This window comes from Pseudomonas sp. GCM10022186 (assembly GCF_042656385.1).
Classification (GTDB): domain Bacteria; phylum Pseudomonadota; class Gammaproteobacteria; order Pseudomonadales; family Pseudomonadaceae; genus Metapseudomonas.
This window is the reverse complement of record NZ_JBHSOU010000066.1, coordinates 249,452-263,884: the sequence shown is the minus strand read 5'-3', so window position 1 is coordinate 263,884 and position 14,433 is coordinate 249,452. Positions and strand designations below refer to the sequence as shown.

At 66.0% G+C, this 14,433-nt stretch carries 11 protein-coding genes; 7 read left to right on the top strand and 4 right to left on the bottom strand.

The window, feature by feature from the left end:
- Window positions 1–524 (top strand): OprD family outer membrane porin (locus ACFPU0_RS24415; RefSeq protein WP_377695867.1); only part of this gene is annotated, 524 nt, incomplete at its 5' end.
- A gap of 194 nt (window positions 525–718) precedes the next feature.
- Here the strand turns inward: ACFPU0_RS24415 and ACFPU0_RS24410 are convergent.
- Window positions 719–1,927, bottom strand: coding sequence for an ammonium transporter (locus ACFPU0_RS24410; protein WP_377695866.1), 1,209 nt, complete (start codon window positions 1,925–1,927; stop codon window positions 719–721).
- 354 nt (window positions 1,928–2,281) lie between these two features.
- Between ACFPU0_RS24410 and ACFPU0_RS24405 the strand changes: the two genes are divergently transcribed.
- The 5 genes from ACFPU0_RS24405 to ACFPU0_RS24385 all read left to right on the top strand — a co-directional run bounded on the left by ACFPU0_RS24405 (window position 2,282) and on the right by ACFPU0_RS24385 (window position 5,884).
- Window positions 2,282–2,596 (top strand): DUF883 family protein, encoded by a 315-nt coding sequence (locus ACFPU0_RS24405; protein WP_377695865.1) that lies wholly within the window; start codon window positions 2,282–2,284, stop codon window positions 2,594–2,596.
- 2 nt (window positions 2,597–2,598) lie between these two features.
- The gene (locus ACFPU0_RS24400) at window positions 2,599–2,988 is read left to right on the top strand and encodes a phage holin family protein (RefSeq protein WP_377695864.1); all 390 of its coding nucleotides are present in this window, start codon (window positions 2,599–2,601) and stop codon (window positions 2,986–2,988) included.
- Window positions 2,985–3,302: a hypothetical protein gene (locus tag ACFPU0_RS24395; protein ID WP_377695863.1), complete on the top strand. Its 318-nt coding sequence runs from the start codon at window positions 2,985–2,987 to the stop codon at window positions 3,300–3,302. Before ACFPU0_RS24400 ends, ACFPU0_RS24395 begins: the two co-directional genes overlap by 4 nt.
- 162 nt (window positions 3,303–3,464) lie before the next feature.
- Window positions 3,465–4,796 carry a deoxyguanosinetriphosphate triphosphohydrolase gene (locus ACFPU0_RS24390; protein WP_377695862.1) on the top strand — a complete coding sequence of 444 codons (1,332 nt, stop codon included), beginning with the start codon at window positions 3,465–3,467 and terminating at the stop codon, window positions 4,794–4,796.
- 23 nt (window positions 4,797–4,819) lie between these two features.
- A complete protein-coding gene (locus ACFPU0_RS24385) occupies window positions 4,820–5,884 on the top strand; it encodes an FUSC family protein (protein WP_377695861.1) in 1,065 nt (354 codons plus the stop codon).
- A 166-nt stretch (window positions 5,885–6,050) separates the two neighbouring features.
- Here the strand turns inward: ACFPU0_RS24385 and ACFPU0_RS24380 are convergent, their stop codons facing one another.
- Complete coding sequence (locus ACFPU0_RS24380) at window positions 6,051–9,671, bottom strand: transporter substrate-binding domain-containing protein (protein WP_377695860.1); 3,621 nt, start codon at window positions 9,669–9,671, stop codon at window positions 6,051–6,053.
- Window positions 9,672–9,679: 8 nt separating this feature from the next.
- The gene (locus tag ACFPU0_RS24375) at window positions 9,680–10,294 is read right to left on the bottom strand and encodes a response regulator (protein ID WP_377695935.1); all 615 of its coding nucleotides are present in this window, start codon (window positions 10,292–10,294) and stop codon (window positions 9,680–9,682) included.
- A 396-nt stretch (window positions 10,295–10,690) separates the two neighbouring features.
- On the opposite strand from ACFPU0_RS24375, the gene ACFPU0_RS24370 reads away from it, so the two are divergent.
- Window positions 10,691–13,648, top strand: a complete 2,958-nt coding sequence (locus ACFPU0_RS24370) for an HD domain-containing phosphohydrolase (RefSeq protein ID WP_377695859.1) — start codon at window positions 10,691–10,693, stop codon at window positions 13,646–13,648.
- Window positions 13,649–13,892: 244 nt separating this feature from the next.
- Here the strand turns inward: ACFPU0_RS24370 and ACFPU0_RS24365 are convergent, their stop codons facing one another.
- The gene (locus tag ACFPU0_RS24365) at window positions 13,893–14,234 is read right to left on the bottom strand and encodes a YggL family protein (RefSeq protein ID WP_377695858.1); all 342 of its coding nucleotides are present in this window, start codon (window positions 14,232–14,234) and stop codon (window positions 13,893–13,895) included.
- Between the last annotated feature and the right edge of the window lie 199 nt (window positions 14,235–14,433).

Genomic DNA, 14,433 nt, shown 5'->3' with positions numbered 1-14,433 from the left:
TGCTGCCGCTGGGCGACAAGCAGTCCTTCAAGAGCGACCTGCGCTTCGCCCGCTCCACCGACGAAGGCACCAGCAACGTCGACAACAAGGCCTTCGGCGCCATGCTCACCTACGCCTTGGGCGGCCACGCCTTCGGCCTCGGCTACCAGAGCATGAGCGGCGACACCGGCTTCGCCTACATCAACGGCACCGACCCCTTCCTGGTCAACTACGTGCAGATCGGCGACTTCGCCAACAAGGACGAGAAGTCCTGGCAGGCCCGCTACGACTACAACTTCGCCAGCCTCGGCATTCCCGGCCTGACCTTCATGACCCGCTACCTGTCCGGCGACAACATCGACCTGGGCGCCAATCGCGAAGAAGGCAAGGAATGGGAACGCAACATGGACATCGCCTATGTGTTCCAGGAAGGGCCGCTGAAGAATTTCGGCGTCAAGTGGCGCAACGCCACGGTGCGCTCCAACTTCGCCAGCGATATCGACGAGAACCGCCTGATCCTCAGCTACGTGATGCCGCTCTGGTAAGCGTTTCCCGACGAAGAGGCCCGCCATCCGGCGGGCTTCCTCGTTCTGGCACGGACCATCGTAGGGTGGACCACGCTTCACCGGTCCACCATCGACGTTCAGCCGAACCACGAATGGTGGATAGAAAAGCGCTATCCCCCTACAAGGCTGTTGCGCCAACCTGTGGGAGCGAATTCATTCGCGAATTCGGCCGTTCAGTCCTGCGAGGTGGCACCGATCTTGTGCACCGAAAGGTCGGCGCCGTAGTACTCCTCCTCCTGGCTCAGGCGAATGCCCAGGGTCGACTTCAGCAGGCCGTAGACCACGAAGCCGCCAACCAGCGCCACCAGAATGCCCAGGCCGGTGCCGATCAGCTGGCTGACCAAGCTGACGCCGCCCAGGCCGCCAAGGGCCTCCTGACCGAAGATGCCGCAGGCGATGCCGCCCCAGACCCCGCAAAGGCCGTGCAGCGGCCAGACGCCGAGCACGTCGTCGATCTTCCACTTCACCTGGGTAGCGGTGAAGGCCCAGACGAACAGGCCGCCGGCCAACGCGCCGGTGGCCAGGGCCCCCACCGGGTGCATCAGGTCGGAACCGGCGCACACCGCCACCAGACCGGCAAGCGGGCCGTTGTGCAGGAAGCCGGGGTCATTGCGCCCCACCAGCAGTGCGGCGACGGTGCCACCGACCATGGCCATCAGCGAGTTCACCGCCACCAGGCCGCTGACGCCTTGCAGGGTCTGGGCGCTCATCACGTTGAAGCCGAACCAGCCGACGATCAGGATCCAGGAGCCCAGCGCCAGGAAAGGGATGTTCGACGGCGCGAAGGCCACCAGGCGGCCATCGCGATAGCGCCCGTCGCGATGCCCCAGCAATACGACCGCGCCGAAAGCCAGCCAACCGCCCACCGCGTGCACCACCACGGAGCCGGCGAAGTCATGGAAGCTGGCACCGAAGCTGTTCTTCAACCAGTCCTGCACGCCGAAGTTGCCGTTCCAGATGATCCCCTCGAAGAAGGGATAGACGAAGGCGACGATCAGCAACGTGGCGCAGAGTTGCGGGCAGAACCTGGCGCGCTCGGCGATACCGCCGGAGATGATGGCCGGAATGGCCGCGGCGAAGGTCAGCAGGAAGAAGAACTTCACCAGGGCGTAGCCATGGTCGGCGGCCAGGGCACTGGCCGGTTCGAGGAAGGTCACGCCGTAGGCGATCCAGTAGCCGATGAAGAAATAAGCCAGGGTCGAGACTGCGAAATCGGAGAGGATCTTCGACAGGGCGTTGACCTGGTTCTTCTGCCGCACCGTACCGACTTCGAGGAAGGCGAAGCCCGCGTGCATGGCCAGCACCATTACGGCGCCCATCAGGATGAACAGGGTGTTGGAGCCGTGGATCAGGGTTTCCACGGCGCTATTGAGGTTTTCCATTGGCGAAGGGAGCTCCGGCAGCGAGGAAAAAGCACCAAAGCAGTTCAAGGCGGGTCCGGCACGCACCATCCTGAAGCCTGAGCGCACCACCAAGGGCCGGATCGAAACCCCGTTTTGGTGCATGCCGGCAGGCGCAAGACCTGTCTCGAAAAGCCTTTTTCTTTGTTTTTCATAGGTTTGAAGCGACTTTGCCGAACCGGGAAGCCCATCCGGGACGCCCCGATGCGGCGCAACCCGCCACAACCGCGCACCACCCCGATGCAAGCGCTATACCAGCGACGCCAGGGAAAATCCCAGTGAACCTTGGAAGAAGGCACCTACTCTTAGGCATTGAGTCCTACAAGGAGAATCGTCATGCCCCGTAAGACCGCCACCCACGCACAGGACGACCTGCTGGCCGACTTCCAGACCCTGGTCAGCGATACCGAGAAGCTGCTGCAGGACACCGCCAGTCTGGCGGGCGACCAGGCCGACGAGTTGCGCCTGCAGATCCACGAAAGTCTCAAGCGCGCTCGCGAGACCCTGCGTGACACCGAGCAGAACCTGCGTGATCGCGGCCAGGCCGCGGTCCAGGCCACCGAGGACTACGTCCAGGAACACCCCTGGCAGAGTGTTGGCCTGGCTGCCGGCATCGGTTTCCTGCTCGGCCTGCTGGCCGCCCGGCGCTGACCATGAGTGACGAAGCCCCCTCCTCCCGGGCCTCGGGACGCGCCGCCTCGCCCAAGCGCCTCGGCGCCTCGCTGCTGGGCTTGCTCCACAGCCACGTGGAACTGTTCGGCATCGAGCTGCAGGAACAGAAGGCCAACAGCCTCTACCTGCTGATCTTCGGCGGCCTTACCCTGATTTTCGCCCTGCTCCTGCTGATCGGGCTGTCCGGCCTGGTGCTGATGCTGCTCTGGGACAACTGGCGGTTCGAGGCCCTCGGCGGCCTCTGCGTCTTCTACCTGCTCGCCAGCCTCTACTGCGGCATCCGCCTGCGGGCGGCAGTGGATGATGATGAATCCCCCTTCAGCGCCACCCTGGAAGAACTGGCCCGTGACCGTGAGCGCCTCTTGCCATGAGCCTGCCGGAACTGCCACGCAGGGCCAGCCGCCGCAACATGCACAAGGCGCTGGTGCGCCTGCGGCTGGAGATGCAACGCCAGGAACTGCGCCACGAGTCGCTGCTGCTGACCCAGCCCCTGCGCCAGGCACGGGAGTTCTCGCGCCAGCTGGACATCCCCCACGCACCGCTCTGGGGCATGGCGGCGATAGCGGCCCTGGGGTTCTTCGCCGCGCGCAAGGGCAGCCTGAAGCGCGGCCTGCGCCTGGGCAGCGTGCTCTACCCCTTGCTGCAGGCGCTTCTGAAGCGGCCACCGGGCGCAGGGCCCGGCTAGCCGCGCTTCGCGGGCAAGGCAACCGGCCACATTCTTGCTACGGGTGGCGGCCCGCCGCACCAGACATCGACGTGGACGCCGCCTGCCTGGCGAAGGACTGAGCCACCGGCCAAGGCTTGGGTTAGAGTAGTGCCTTCGGTCACTGAACGGCGAGGACAGGCCTTGGACTGGCAGACCCTGCTCACCCGCGAACGCCTTGGCAAACCGGTGCACAGCACCGACGAGCTGGGCCGCAGCCCCTTCCACAAGGATCACGACCGCATCATCTTTTCCGGCGCCTTCCGCCGCCTCGGGCGCAAGACCCAGGTGCACCCGGTATCCAGCAACGACCACATCCACACGCGCCTCACCCACTCCCTGGAAGTGAGCTGCGTCGGCCGCTCGCTGGGCATGCGCGTGGGCGAGACCTTGCGCGAAGCGCTGCCGGACTGGTGCGAACCCTCGGACCTGGGCGTGATCGTGCAATCCGCCTGCCTGGCTCACGACATCGGCAATCCGCCCTTTGGCCACTCGGGGGAAGACGCCATCCGCTACTGGTTCCAGCAGGCGGCCGCGCGGGGCTGGCTGGATGCCATGAGCGACGCTGAGCGCGAGGACTTCCTCAATTTCGAAGGCAACGCCCAAGGCCTGCGGGTGCTGACTCAACTGGAATATCACCAGTTCGACGGCGGCATGCGCCTGACCTACGCCACCCTCGGCACCTACCTGAAGTACCCCTGGACCTCGCGCCATGCCGAGGCCCTGGGCTACAAGAAGCACAAGTTCGGCTGCTATCAGAGCGAGCTGCAGCTGCTGGAACAGATCGCCGCCAAGCTGGAGCTGCCGCGGCTCGACGAGCAGCGCTGGGCGCGCCATCCGCTGGTCTATCTGATGGAAGCGGCGGACGACATCTGCTACGGCCTGATCGACCTGGAAGACGGCCTGGAAATGGAGCTGCTGGACTATGCGGAAGTCGAAGCCCTGCTGCTCGGCCTGGTGGGCGACGACCTGCCGGAAACCTATCGCCAGCTGGGTCCGAAGGACTCCCGCCGGCGCAAGCTGGCGATCCTGCGCGGCAAGGCCATCGAACACCTGACCAACGCCGCCGCCCGGGCCTTCGTCGAGCAGCAGTCCGCCCTGCTGGCCGGCACCCTGCCGGGCGACCTGGTGGAACACATGCATGGGCCGGCCAAGCGCTGCGTGCTCAAGGCCAAGGCCATCGCCCGCGAGAAGATCTTCCAGGACAAGCGCAAGACACTCCATGAGATCGGCGCCTACACCACCCTGGAAGTCCTGCTCAACGCCTTCTGTGGTGCGGCCCTGGAACAGCACGGCGGGCGCACCCCGTCGTTCAAGCACCGGCGCATCCTCGACCTGCTGGGCAACAATGCGCCCAGCCCGGACTGGCCGCTGTACCGCTCATTCGTACGGGTGATCGACTTCATCGCCGGCATGACCGACAGCTACGCTACCGAAATGGCCCGCGAAATGACGGGACGATCCAGCCCGACCTGAACCGGGCCCCAGGAGCCGAGTCGATGGGAGACCTTTTCCGACGCAGCCTGCGCTGGCACGCCGGCCCGCCCGACTGGGGCCCCGCCCTGGTGGCAGGCCTGGGCTGCGGCCTGCCGCTGATCCTGGGCCTGTTCACCGGCCACAGCGGATTCCTCTGGGCCGCCACCGGCGCCTTCCAGGCCGCCCTGGCCAACCCCCTGCACCACCTCGGCATGCTGCGCATGGTCCTGCTCACCGGGTTGGGCGCGCTCTGCGCCGGGCTGGGTTTCTGGGCAGCCAGCCATCCGCTGCTGAGCCTGGCCAGCTTCGCCCTGATCGGCCTGCTGCTGGCCGTGCTGCAACGCTTTGGCAGCGAAATCGGCAAGTTGGGGGCGTGCCTCGCCGCCTGCCTCTGCCTTGGCCAGGGCCAGGCGGGGCTGGGTAGCCTGAACAACGGCCTGGCGGTGGGCGCCCTGTTCGCCATTGGCGGACTCTGGGTGATGCTGCTGGCTTTCGCCCTGCGGGCCTCCCAGGGCCTGCGGCTGTGGCCGCTGATGCCGGGGCCCGGCAACCTGGCGGATGTGGCGCGGCGCCTGGTGCGGCGCATGTCCCAGCGTCTCTGGCTGATCCATGCGACGGCCTGTTGTGCGGCCGGCGCCCTGGCCGGCCTGGCGGTCAATCTGTCCGGCCTGCCCAGGGGCTACTGGCTGACGCTGACGGTACTGGCCACCATCCAGATGGACCTCGACAGCAGCCTCGAACGCGCCGTCCAGCGTTGCCTGGGCAGCCTGGTCGGCGCGCTGATCCTGATCGGGATGGGGAGCTGGTTGCAGAGCCCGGCGCTGCTGGTGGCCTGCATCTTGCCGCTGCTCGTCGTCAGCCGCGCCTTCATCGCCCAGCACTATGGCCCGTTCGTGGTGCAGACCACCTTATGCTTCGTGCTGCTGGCCGAAAGCCTCTCCCTCGACTGGCAGCTGCCCGAGGTGCGTCTCTACAACAGCCTGATGGGCGCGGCGCTGGGGCTGCTGGTGGCCTACCTCGCCCACCGCGCCCGCCTGCGCTGGGGGAGTACGGCGCCACGGATGGAGGAAGCGCGTCAGGGTGAATAAGCATCCACGTTCGTAGAACCTGGACTCGCCTCTGCCCCATCGTAGGGTGCGCCATGCGCACCGATGCGTGCTCAGCCCCTGCGCCGCGCTCAACCCTTGGTGCGCGTGGCGCACCCTACCAGGTCAGCTCCGTCGCTTCATCCAGACAAATCGAGAAGCCCGGGCCTCACTCCTCCAGATGCTGCGCCAAGGCCTCCAGCAGGCTGTCCAGGCTGCGACGGATCGCTTCCGCCAGCCGCCGCAGCTCTGCCTCCCGGACACCGCCGGCATAGGCCTCGGCAAATGCCATGCACTGGCCGAGCAGGGGCTGCGCTTCGAACAGCGCCACGGCCCCCTTGATCCTGTGCACCAGCCGCTCCACCTCCTCCCAGGCCTCGGCCTGCAGCAAGTCGTCCAGTTCCACGGCGTCGGCCTGACTGGCCCGGCGCATCTCCGCCAACAGCAGGCGCCCCGCCCCGGAGGAGCCGCCGATGCTGCGGTCCAGCAGGTCGGGGTCGAGGCGGATCGGCACATCGCTCCCGCGCGCCGCATCCACCCCGGAGTCGACACTGGCGAGGCCTTGCAGGTAGCGCTGCAGCCCTTCCAGGCCGATGGGCTTGAACAGGCAATCATCCATGCCCGCCTCCCGGCAGCGTGCCAACTCCTCCGGCTGCGCGTTGGCGGTCAGCCCGACGACCCTGCTGGGGGCCGTACCGAGCCGGCGTTCGCGTTCACGGATGCAGCGGGCGAGCTGGAAGCCGTTCATCACCGGCATGTTGCAGTCCGTGATGACCAGGTCGAACTCCGCTTCCTCCCAGGCGCGCAGGGCGACTTCGCCGTTCTCGGCCTGCACCGCCCGGTGCCCGAGGAATTCCAGCTGCTGCACCAGCACCATGCGGTTGACCGGATGATCGTCCGCCACCAGCACGCGGTAGACGCCCGCAGCCGGCTCCAGGGGGACGGACACTTCAGTAGCCGGCGGCAGGGGTTCACGTCGAGGCAGCCACAGGTCCACCTTTACCCGCGTACCGGCACCGAGCTCGCTGTGCAACTCGAGCCGGCCGCCCATCAGGCCCACCAGCCGGCGACAGATGCTCAGCCCCAGACCCGTGCCGCCACGCTCGACGCTCATGCTGCCGGCAAATTGGGTGAAGGACTGGAAGAGCCGCTTCTGGTCCTCTTTCGCGATACCGATTCCGCTGTCCTCCACCACCAGCCGCAGATGCATCCGCTCGTCGTCGACGGAAGAACTGCACAGGCTCACGCAGACCCTGCCCCGGTCGGTGAACTTGATGGCATTGCTGATGAGATTGGAAAGGATCTGCTTGAAGCAGGACGGGTCGACCATCACGTCGTCCCGGGATCCGAGGTCCAGGTGCAGGAGCAGCTCCAGGCCTTTCTGTCGCGCCAGCCCCTCGAATACCCGGACCACCGCCTCCGTCAGCGCCCTGGGCGAAGACTGTCGGGGTTCGAGGACCATGCGCCCGGATTCGATCTTGGCGATGTCGAGGATATCGCCGATCAGCGCGAGCAATGAATTGGCCGAGTCCTGGGCCACCGTGATCGCCTCGCGGTCCGGCTTCTCGCGTTTCAGCGCCAGCTCGAGCATGCCGATGATGGCGTTCAATGGCGTGCGGATCTCGTGGCTCATGGTGGCGAGAAAGCGGCTTTTCGCCACATTGGCCGACTCGGCCTGGTCCTTGGCCTGGCGCAGCTCGGCCATCAGGCGATTGCGTTCGGTGATGTCCACCCAGCCGCAGATCAGGCCGAGGATGCGCTGCTGGGCATTGCGATAAGGGATGGCCCAGCAGGACACCTCCAGGGTCTCTTCGCACAGGTGCAGTTGCTGGTCGCTGAACTGCGCCTGGCCCTCCTGCAACGCACGCAGGTTGAGCGACTCCAGCGCTTCCAGGGCCTCCGCCCGCAGGCCCGGCACTTCCGTCAGGCGCTTGCCCAGCAGCACCTCCCGCTCAAGGCCCAAGGCATCTTCGAAACTCAGGTTGCAGGTGATGGTACGCCCCTCCAGGTCACGTACGGACAGCGGGAAGGGAATGCCGTCGATCAGCGAGTGCTTGAATTCCAGCTGGTCGTTGAGCCAGCGCTCCTGGCGCTCGCGCCGCTTCACCTGGCGGCGCAGGTAGAGGGCCCAGCCGGCGAACAGCACCGCCAGCAGGAGCAAGGCGAAGCCCACCTCGTACAGCCGCGCCTCGTACTCGACCCAGGTGCTTTCGGCCACTTCGGCATTGGTGTACCAGCGATTGACTATGTTGCCCAGCTCGTCCGGCGAGATGGACAGCAGTGCCTTGTCGAGGATGCTCAACAGCTCGGGCTCGCCGTGCACGACCGAGAAGGCATAGCGTGCCGGGTCCCGCCCGACGGTATCGGCGATGCGCAACCTGCCGGGGTAATAGCGATTGATCAGGAAACTTGCCGACGCCATCTCGTGCAATGCGCCATCGGCCTTGCCTTCGGCGACGCTGGAAAGCGCCTGGATACCGCTGCCGACTTCCAGCAGGCGCACTCCTGGGTAGCGCTGTTCGATGTAGCCGCGCATGGCATGGCCGCCGGGAATGGCCAGGAGCTTGCCATCGAACTGGTCCAGGCCTTGGAGGCCTTGTTCCGACAGGCGCACCACCAGCACGTTGCTGCTGCTGAAGTAGGGTCGGGTGAAGTGGAGGAACTCGTTCCGTTCCGGGGTCGAGACCAGGGTTGCCGCCATATCGGCCTGGCCAATGCGCAACCGGTCGAGCATGCCCTTGACGCTGACGGCGTCCTGGACCTCGAACTCCAGCCCGGTCTTCTGCCGGATGAGCTCCAGCAAGTCAGGCGTTATGCCGCGAAAACGCTTCTGCGCGTTGAAGAAGGTCAGCGGTTCGAAGGAGCCGTCCACCACCAGCCGGGCCGGCCCGTGCCGCCTCAGCCAGCGCCGTTCCCGCTCGGTCAGGTGCAGCCGGGCGTCCTCGAGGAACATCCCCGAGCCGCCACCCCAGCGGCGCAGGATCCCTGCCCTCTCGGTTTCGGGTATGGCCCCTATGGCGAGATCGAGGATGCGCCGCAGCCGCTGGTTGTCCGCCGCCAGGGAAAAGCTGAATCCCACGCCGTCGAAACCGGCGAAGTTGGTCATCCGCAGGTTGGTCAGGTAGCCCTGGCTGATCAGGTAATTGGCGGTGATGGCGTCCCCGATGAACAGGTCGCTCTGGTCGAAGGCAACCGACTGCAATGCGCCGCGCACCGAGTTGTGCAGGCTGGGCCGGGCGCCTGGATAGAGCTGGCGGATCTGGGCCGGATCCGGTCCTTCCTCGGAAACGGCCAGGCGCAGGCCCGCGAGGTCCCCGCCAGCGGCACGAGGATCATCGATGCGCATCACCATCACCGGCTGGTGCTGGACATAGGGCCGGGTCTGGATCAGGCCCGGGCTGGCGGCATCGACCTCGAGGCTGCTGCCCAGCAGGTCGACCTCACCGGCGCGCAGGGCATCACGCGCGGCTTCCCGGTCGGGATAGCGCAGGACTTCGGCATCGATTTCCAGGGCGTGGGCGATCAACCTCAGGTAGTCGGCCGTGATCCCTTCGTATTCCTGGCCACTGGCGGTGATATCGAAGGGCGGGAAGTCCGGTTCGCTGGTACCTATGCGCAATGCGCGCTTGTGCCGCAGCCAGAGCCTGTCCTGCTCCTCCAGCGGCACCCGCAGGTCCCGCGCCTCGGAGCGCCCAAGCAGTTGCAGCGGCACGACTTCGCTTGCCGGGCAGTGCGGTGACAGCAGCAGGCTGCCCAGGAGGGAGCCTGCCAGCAGGGCGGGCAAGCGCATGGCCGGCGTCACACCAGGGCATTGCGATTGGCGAACTCCACCAGCTCGATCAGCGAGCGGACGTTGAGCTTGAGCATCAGGCGGGTCTTGTAGGTGCTCACCGTCTTGTTGCTGATGAACATCTCCTCGGCAATTTCCATGTTGCTGTAGCCGTTGGCGAGAAACTTGAGCACCACCAGCTCGCGATCGGAAAGGCGGTCGATCATCTCCACCTCGTCCGGCAGGCCAACCTGGCGCTTGCCGGACTTGATCACATCGCTGGGGAAGTAGCTGTAGCCCGAAAGCACCGCCCGTACCGCCGCAGTGACTTCGGCAAGGTCACCTTCCTTGCAGACGAAACCCGCCGCGCCGCCCTGCATGCAGCGCGTGGCGTAGTGGTTGGGGTTCTGCCCGGTCAGCACCAGCACTCGCAGCGGCACGTCCAACGCTTGCAGGCGGGCGATGACATCCAGACCACCGAGCTTGGGAATGCCGATATCGAGAATCACCAGGTCCGGCTCGTGCTCCCGCGCCAGGGCGATGGCGTCCACACCGTTATCGGTTTCCGCCACGATCGAATAGCCTTCGCGATCCAGCAGCAGGCGCACGGCCAGGCGAATCACCGGATGATCGTCGACGATCATCACCTTGTAGGCGGACTCGTTTCCCGGCTCGATAAAATCATCCAGATTTACCAGCTTGCTCACGGCAACTCTCCTTGGCGCGATTGAACGCTGCCAAGATAGAGATGCCCGCCCCCCTGTCGAGCCCAGGAAGGACCGCTTCTCCACTTCAAGACGCGGCTTACCGCACCTTAGGCTATCTCCTACGGCAAATGGTCAGTTTCGACGCGGAGGATCACTCGGTTCAGGAAGAAGGCACTGCCAGATCCGCGCCACTACGCCGGCCTGGTGAAAGCCGTGACGAGCGCCGGCCTGCCGAACCCGCCCTCGCCTCCATGGCGATTTGCACGACGAAGCCAACCGCGCTCATCTATGCTCCTTTAGCCCCCCAGGGACCGGGGCCAAGGAGCTCCCGCAATGCCGCAAAAGTTCGCTGAGCGTCGCTTTCCGCTGCATGTCCATATCAGTGCGCTCTTCACGCTGCTTCTGCTTCTCACCGGCGTGGTCCTGGGCCTCTTCAACTACCGCCAGACCAGCCAGATCATCCTCTCCAGCAGCGACGAGCTCTTCGGCCGCATCAGCCAGGAAGTCGAAACCGACCTGCGCCATACCTACCAGCCCATCCACCATCTGTTGAACCTGCTGGCCCTGGGCGGCGCCGACCAGCGCCAGGACAGCTTTGATCGCCTGGACCTGCTGTTGCGCCCCCTGACCCGAGCCCTGCAGGACAATCCCAAGCTGGCCGCCCTCTACCTGGGCTACGACGACGGCGACTTCTTCATGGTCCGCCCCCTGCGCAACGAGCGGCTGAAGCAGGCCTTCAACGCGCCGCCCGGCGCCGCATACCAGGTCTGGAGCATCGAGCGTGACAACCTGTCCCGGGCTCGCTCGTTCACCTTCTTCTTCGATGCCGCGCTCAACGAGATAGTCCGCCGCCAGGAGCTCAAGGAACGCTATGACCCGCGCGGCCGGCCCTGGTACTACCGCGCCCTGGAGCAGGACGGCTCCATCACCACCGCCCCCTATGTGTTCTTCTCCAGCGGCGCGGTCGGCACCACCCTGGCCAGGCCCAGCGGCAGCGACGCGGTGATGGGGGCGGACCTGACCCTGGACGACCTTTCCGCCACCCTGGCCGATCACCGGGTCACGCCGTCCACCGAGGTGGTGCTCTACCAGCCGGACGGCCGCGCCGTGGCGTACCCCGATACCGGCAAACTGATCAAGCGGATCAATGGCGCCCCTGAACTGGGCGAAGTGAAGGAATTCAGCCCGGCGCTGGCGGCACTGGCGGGCCTCGCGGGTGAAGGCGACCTGCGCACCAGCCTGCAGATCGAGGATCGCCGCTGGGTGCTTGCCCGCCGGCACCTGGAGGAAGGCGGGCCCCAGGGCCTGCAACTCGCCATCCTGGCGCCCGAGGATGAGCTGCTGGACGACGCCTACCGTATCCGCTGGCAAGGCGCGATTCTGACCCTGGCGATCCTGATGCTCTGCATCCCGATCGGTTTCCTGCTCTCGCGCATCGTGGTCAAACCGCTCAAGGCGCTGGTCACCCAGGCCGAGGCGATCCGCAGCTTCAATTTCAGCCTGCCGGCCATGGGCCGCTCGCCCGTGCTGGAAGTGGACCAGCTGGCGGTGGCCATGGCGGGGATGAAGGAAACCATTTCCAGCTTCCTCGAGATCGCCTCCAGCCTCTCGGCGGAAACCCGGTTCGACAACCTGCTGCGCCGCGTCCTCGACGAAACCATAGACATCGGCGAGGCCTCTGGCGGCCTCCTCTACCTGATCGACACCCAGAAGGGCCGCCTGGAGCCCCACGGCCTGTTCCTCAACGACCAGCAGCAGGACCTCGAGGCCCACGGTATCCGGGGCTTCGGCCTGGAGAGCCCGGCCATGCCGCACTGGCTGGACCTGCCGGCCCACGGCGGCCCCAGCCAGGTCTGCTCCTTCGGCTACGATCAGGCCGGCGCCTACCGCGACCTGCTGAAGACCCTGGAAAGCCCGCGGGTGCACCTGGTGAGTACCGGACTGCACAACCGCCAGGGCAGCACCATCGGCGTGCTGGTCCTGCTCCATAGTGACATCGGCAGGGAAGCCAGGCCGGCCATCCTGCGCCCGGAGCGCATCGCCTTCGTCGAAGCGATTTCCGGCGTCGCCGCGCTCTGCATCGAAAGCCAGCGGCTGCTGGAGAAGCAGAAGCAACTGCTGGATGCCTTCATCCAGCTGATGGCCGGTGCGATCGACGCCAAGAGTCCCTACACCGGCGGCCACTGCCAGCGCGTACCGGAGATCACCCTCATGCTGGCCAGGGCCGCCGCCGCGAGCGAGGAACCGCCGTTCCGCGGGTTCAAGCCCACCGACGAAGAGTGGGAAGCCCTGCATATCGCCGCCTGGCTCCATGACTGCGGCAAGGTCACCACGCCGGAGTACGTGGTGGACAAGGCCACCAAGCTGGAAACCCTGTACGACCGCATCCACGAGATTCGCACGCGCTTCGAAATACTCAAGCGCGACGCCTGGGTGGGCTATTGGCGGGCCCTCGCCCAGGGCGCGGACGAAGGCGAACAGGCGCACCTGCGGGACCAGGAGCTGGCGGCACTGGATGATGACTTCGCCTTCATCGCCCGCTGCAACCTGGGCGGCGAAGCCATGGCCGGGGAAGACCAGGAGCGCCTCAAGGGCATCGCCGCGCGCACCTGGACCCGTACCCTGGACAACCGCCTGGGGGTTTCCTGGGAAGAGGCCCGGCGTCTGGACCGCACAGCTCCCCAGCCGCTGCCGGTCGAGGAGAAGCTGCTGGCCGACCGCCCCGAGCATATCGTCGAACGCCCGGCCAGCGAACTGATCGCCCCGGACAATCCCTGGGGTTTCAAGCTCAAGGTGCCGGAGTACAAGTTCAACCGCGGCGAGCTGTACAACCTCTCCGTGAGCCGCGGCACCCTGACGGACGAAGAGCGCTATGTCATCAACCACCACATAGTGCAGACCATCCTGATGCTCAATCACCTGCCCTTCCCGGCGCACCTGGCGAACGTGGCGGAAATCGCCGGCGGGCACCACGAGAAGATGGATGGCACCGGCTACCCGAAACGCCTGACCCGAGAACAGATGAGCCTGCCGGCCCGGATGATGGCGATCGCCGACATCTTCGAGGCCCTGACCGCGGTGGACCGTCCCTACAAGAAAGGCAAGAACCTCTCCGAGGCCCTCGGCATCATGAGCGGCATGTGCCGCGGCGCCCACATCGACCCGGACCTGTTCGGCCTCTTCATCCGCTCCGGGGTCTACCTGGATTACGCGCGACGATTCATGAAGCCGGAGCAGATCGATCCGGTGGACGAAGCGGCGGTGCTGGCAAAGGCGGGGTTGGTCGGCTGAGAGGCTGGAAGCTGGAAGCTGGAAGCTGGAAGCTGGAGGCTGGAGGCTGGAGGCTGGAGGCTGGAGGCTGGAGGCTGGAGGCTGGAGGCTGGAGGCTGGAGGCTGGAGGCTGGAGGCTGGAGGCTGGAGGCTGGACAGGGTTCGCTCGGCGCGGTGCCAAGTCAAGCCTTTCTTCGTCCAGCCTCCAGCCTTCAGCGCTTCTATCGGCTCTTCAGCTCTTCTATCGGCTCTTCAGCCGCCCCTGTCACGCGTTGACGGGGTTCTCCGGGTACCACACATCGAGCAGCGGGCTGACGGTGGAGCCGGCCAGCTCGGCGTGGCCCTTCTGCAGCCAGGCTTCGACCTGGGCGCGCTGTTCCGCGCTTACCGAGCCGCGCTTGCCGAGGCAGACGAAACCATAGTCCTGGGCACCGATGAAGCCCAGGCCGTTGCCCTCGATCGCTTCAGTGACGAAACGCTCGAAAAACGCCGAAGCCGCTTCCGGAGCCAGTCCTTCCTTGTAGTTGAAGACGAGTTCGAAACCCAGTTCCTGGAATTCATCGACGCAAAGCTTCTTGCGCAGGCGGCGGGAGCGGTTGGTGGCCATAGGGCAGTTCCTCGGGAGATTTGACGGGCGGCACTCTAGCAGCTTCCGCCGCAACTTGCCCGCCCGAGAGGCGTCGCGCGCCCATGGACGGACGAAATGAGCTCCAGATTCGCGCAGTTCAGGCAGGGTTGCGGCATAATGCGCCGATTTCCCGAAACCTCGTGGGAACACCTGCCATGTCATCCGTCTTCGTCACCCG

What these genes read in the sequence shown, in the direction of transcription:
- ACFPU0_RS24410 (WP_377695866.1), bottom strand. Translation starts at nt 1,927, where the DNA reads ATGGAAAACCTCAATAGCGCCGTGGAAACCCTGATCCACGGCTCCAAC.
- ACFPU0_RS24405 (WP_377695865.1), top strand. Translation starts at nt 2,282, where the DNA reads ATGCCCCGTAAGACCGCCACCCACGCACAGGACGACCTGCTGGCCGAC.
- ACFPU0_RS24400 (WP_377695864.1), top strand. Translation starts at nt 2,599, where the DNA reads ATGAGTGACGAAGCCCCCTCCTCCCGGGCCTCGGGACGCGCCGCCTCG.
- ACFPU0_RS24395 (WP_377695863.1), top strand. Translation starts at nt 2,985, where the DNA reads ATGAGCCTGCCGGAACTGCCACGCAGGGCCAGCCGCCGCAACATGCAC.
- ACFPU0_RS24385 (WP_377695861.1), top strand. Translation starts at nt 4,820, where the DNA reads ATGGGAGACCTTTTCCGACGCAGCCTGCGCTGGCACGCCGGCCCGCCC.
- ACFPU0_RS24380 (WP_377695860.1), bottom strand. Translation starts at nt 9,671, where the DNA reads ATGCGCTTGCCCGCCCTGCTGGCAGGCTCCCTCCTGGGCAGCCTGCTG.
- ACFPU0_RS24375 (WP_377695935.1), bottom strand. Translation starts at nt 10,294, where the DNA reads ATGATCGTCGACGATCATCCGGTGATTCGCCTGGCCGTGCGCCTGCTG.
- ACFPU0_RS24370 (WP_377695859.1), top strand. Translation starts at nt 10,691, where the DNA reads ATGCCGCAAAAGTTCGCTGAGCGTCGCTTTCCGCTGCATGTCCATATC.
- ACFPU0_RS24365 (WP_377695858.1), bottom strand. Translation starts at nt 14,234, where the DNA reads ATGGCCACCAACCGCTCCCGCCGCCTGCGCAAGAAGCTTTGCGTCGAT.